At 73.7% G+C, this 3306-nt stretch carries 4 protein-coding genes; 2 read left to right on the forward strand and 2 right to left on the reverse strand.

Annotated features, from left to right (window positions below):
• The coding region (locus AC51EU_RS28845; protein WP_496270036.1) for a carbohydrate kinase family protein at nucleotides 1-837 on the reverse strand (837 nt) is incomplete at its 3' end.
• A 185-nt stretch (nucleotides 838-1022) separates the two neighbouring features.
• On the opposite strand from AC51EU_RS28845, the gene AC51EU_RS28850 reads away from it, so the two are divergent.
• Nucleotides 1023-1433 (forward strand): Rieske (2Fe-2S) protein, encoded by a 411-nt coding sequence (locus AC51EU_RS28850; RefSeq protein ID WP_496270037.1) that lies wholly within the window; start codon nucleotides 1023-1025, stop codon nucleotides 1431-1433.
• Nucleotides 1434-1462: 29 nt separating this feature from the next.
• On the opposite strand, the gene AC51EU_RS28855 is transcribed toward AC51EU_RS28850, so the two are convergent.
• Nucleotides 1463-2398, reverse strand: coding sequence for a hypothetical protein (locus tag AC51EU_RS28855; RefSeq protein WP_496270038.1), 936 nt, complete (start codon nucleotides 2396-2398; stop codon nucleotides 1463-1465).
• Between the two features lie 239 nt (nucleotides 2399-2637).
• On the opposite strand from AC51EU_RS28855, the gene AC51EU_RS28860 reads away from it, so the two are divergent.
• A complete protein-coding gene (locus AC51EU_RS28860) occupies nucleotides 2638-3276 on the forward strand; it encodes a papain-like cysteine protease family protein (protein WP_496270039.1) in 639 nt (212 codons plus the stop codon).
• Nucleotides 3277-3306 lie beyond the last annotated feature (30 nt).

The raw sequence follows: 3306 nt of genomic DNA on the forward strand, positions 1-3306 counted from the left end.
GAGCGCGCCACGGTCGGCCAGCCGGTGCAGCAGGGCCGCGTTGACCGTGTCGCCCGCGCCTATGGTGTCGACGACCGCAACCCGCTCACCGGGCACCGCCACCTCACCCGCCTCTGCCGTCAGGACCGTCAGCCCGTCGCCGCCGCGGGTGACGACCAGCGCCGCGGGCCCGGCGGCCAACCACTCCCGGGCGGCCGCGCCGATCACCGCGTCCGCCTCCGCCGTCCCCGGCCGCACCGACTCCGCCCCCGCCAGCCACAGGGCGTCCTCCGCCGACATCTTCAGCAGCGCGACGTCCTTGAGCCAGGACCGGAACCGCGCGCGGTAGGCGGCCGGACGGGCGATCAGCGCGGGCCGCACGTTCGGGTCGAGCGCGGTGAACACGCCCCGCGCCGCCTCCCGCCGCAGCAGCGCCTCGTAGGCGCTCGCGCCCGGCTCCAGCACCAGCGAGCAGGTCCCCAGCGCGAGCGCCCGCGTCCCCTCGGGCAGCGCCGGGGGCAGCGAGAACAGCCGGTCGGCGGTGCCCTCCGCGTAGAAGCCGTAGCCCGCCGAACCGTCCGGGCCGACGTCCGCCACCGCCAGCGTGGTCGGCTCGCCGCCGCGCTGCACCGCCGAGGTGTCCACCCCGGCCGCGCGCAGCCCCGCCAGCAGCGCCTCGCCGAACGCGTCGGTCGACACCCGCGAGCAGAACGCGGTGGGGGAGCCCAGCCGGCCGAGCGCGAGCGCGGTGTTGTACGGGCCGCCGCCGCGGCGGGGCAGCAGCGCGGGCAGCGCGCCGTCCCCGTCCCGGCGGCCGGGGACGAGATCGATCAGGGCCTCACCGGCGACGACGATCACGGGTGCGGTTCCTTTCCTGGGCGGGCGGCCGTACGACGCACGGCACCACCACGATCATCCCCCGGGCGCCCGCCACCGTGGCGTGGGGAACGCGCCTGTTCCGGCACGCCGCACCGTCCGGGGAGCGGAGGAGGGCCTACCGGTATCGTCGGGAAGCACCGGTCCCCCTCGACCCAGGAGACGCCATGAGCCAGCCCCCTGCCCGCCGAACCGTGCTGCGCGGTGCCGCGCTGGCGGGAGCCGTCGGCCTCGGTGTGACGGCGTGCTCCGGGGGCGAGCGCAAGGACTCGGCGGTGCCCACCGAGCCGGTCGAGCTGGGCCCCGCCTCCGAGGTTCCGGTCGGCGGCGCCAAGCTCTACCGCGAGGACCGTCTGGTGGTCTCGCAGCCCGCCAAGGGCGAGTACAAGTGCTTCGGCGCGGCCTGCACGCACATGGGCTGCGTCCTGTCGAGCGTCGAGCGGAAGAAGGAGGGCATCTGCTCCTGCCACGGCAGCCGCTTCGACGTCACCAACGGCCAGGTCCTCCAGGGTCCGGCGACCGAGCCGCTGCCCGAGGTGAAGATCAAGGACAAGGGCGGCAAGCTGATCGCCGGCTGAGCCGCGTCCCCGGCGGGACGGCCCGGGGTTCATCCCCAGTCCCACCCGATCCCCACGATCCCCGGCCGCACTCCCTGCTCCACCAGATGCACGGCGGGGTGCCGCCCGCTCAGTGTCAGTTCCTGCCGCCCGCTGCGCGGCGCCCCCGCCGACACCTGGGTGAAGCGTCCGCAGCGCACCGGGAGCGCCGACTCGTCGAACCGGACCTGGAGCACGTACTGCCCGCCCGCGAAGCTGAAGCCGCGCAGATACTCGCGGCTCGGGCCGCCGCTGCCGTCCTCGAAGGCGTAGCCGAAGACATGGGTGTCACCGGCCCGCAGCCGGGCGTCGAAGAGTAACTCGGCGACCACCACCCCCGCGTCGGCGTCGCCGCGCACCCGCCCCAGCCGGCAGTTCTCCGCCGCCCGCACCGCCACCCGCGACGGGTCGCAGCCCGCGTCGCCCCGGTGGACGGCGACATAGCGGTCCACCCCGTCCCGGTGGGCGCGCACCACCTGGAGCGATTCCCGTCCGCTCAGCTCGCGCCGCGGCCCGATCAGGACCCGTTCGTGATGCCCGACGGTGTGCAGACCGCCGTCCGCCGGGGCGTCCAGCTCGGCGAACAACTGCTCCAGCGCGCCGGCCGGTTCGACCAGGCTGCGGTACGTGCGGCCCGCCGGGCGCGCGGTCTCCGGGTGGGTGGCGCCGGGCACCAGCAGCCGGTGCAGGGAGTCCGGCGGCAGGCCGAGGACCTCCTCCAGGGCGCGCACCGCGCGCAGGGACTCGGGGCGCTGCGGCCGCCGGGCGCCCTGCTGCCAGTAACTCAGGCTCGTCACCCCGACCTTGATGCCGCGCTGCGCCAGCCGGTGCTGGACGCGGTGGAGCGCGAGCCCCCGCGCCGACAGGGCGCTGCGCAGTGCGAGATGGAACGGCCCGGTCCGCAGCAGCTGCTCCAGCTCGGCCGGCCGGGGAGTGTTCTGTGCCATGTCCTCAACCCTTCGGCGCGCGGTGAATGTTCACAACCGGATCGCACGCCGCGCGCTGTCCCTGCTTGTCCACTGCGGTACGCCGGGCACCGTTCGTTCACAACCGTGCCCGTTCGTCCACACCCCCGCGTCACCCCGCATTGAAGCGTGTTGACCTGCTCCCGACAACATCGGATGCTCCTCCTCAGCATCCGGATGCGCTCCTCCACCGCTCACCCCCTCAGTTCGGGAGGAACGCCATGACCCGTGCGCGCTTCGCACGCCGTACCCGCCGCAGACGGCTCTCCGCCGTGGCACTGACCGCCGCCGCGCTCACCGCCTTCACCGGCACGACCGCCGCTGCCGCACCACCCGCCCCCGCCACACAGCAGGACGCGGCCGCCCCCACCGCGCCGCGCGTCGCCAACCGCCTCAACATCTCGATGCAGGCCCAGCAGTACTCCAACTGGTGCTGGGCCGCCTCCGGCAACACCATCGCCAGCTGGTACGGCAGGAACTACAGCCAGAACCAGTTCTGCAACGCCGCCTTCAACCGCGCCCAGGGCAGCAGCTGCCCCAACAACCAGGCCACGCTCGGCAACGTCCAGAACGCCCTCCACTGGATGGGCATCAACCCCGGCTCCTATGTGACCGGTTATCTCCGCTACGGCACCGTGCAGAGCGAGATCGACGCCAACCGGCCCGTCGAGACCCGCATCCAGTGGGCCTCCGGCGGCGGCCACATGCATGTCCTCTACGGCTACGACAGCAGCAACAACTGGGTCTACTGGGGCGACCCCTGGCCCACCAACAACCGCTACAACTGGGGCGACTTCAACTATTACGTCAACGGTGCCTCCTTCTCCTGGACCCACTCCCTCTACCGGATCGGAGCCTGAGGCCATGAAGCAGCGCACCGCCCCGCGGGC

Source organism: Candidatus Streptomyces philanthi, assembly GCF_059553635.1.

Excerpts from the sequence above, each read along its gene's own strand:
- AC51EU_RS28850 (WP_496270037.1), top strand. The coding sequence starts at position 1,023 with ATGAGCCAGCCCCCTGCCCGCCGAACCGTGCTGCGCGGTGCCGCGCTG.
- AC51EU_RS28855 (WP_496270038.1), bottom strand. The coding sequence starts at position 2,398 with ATGGCACAGAACACTCCCCGGCCGGCCGAGCTGGAGCAGCTGCTGCGG.
- AC51EU_RS28860 (WP_496270039.1), top strand. The coding sequence starts at position 2,638 with ATGACCCGTGCGCGCTTCGCACGCCGTACCCGCCGCAGACGGCTCTCC.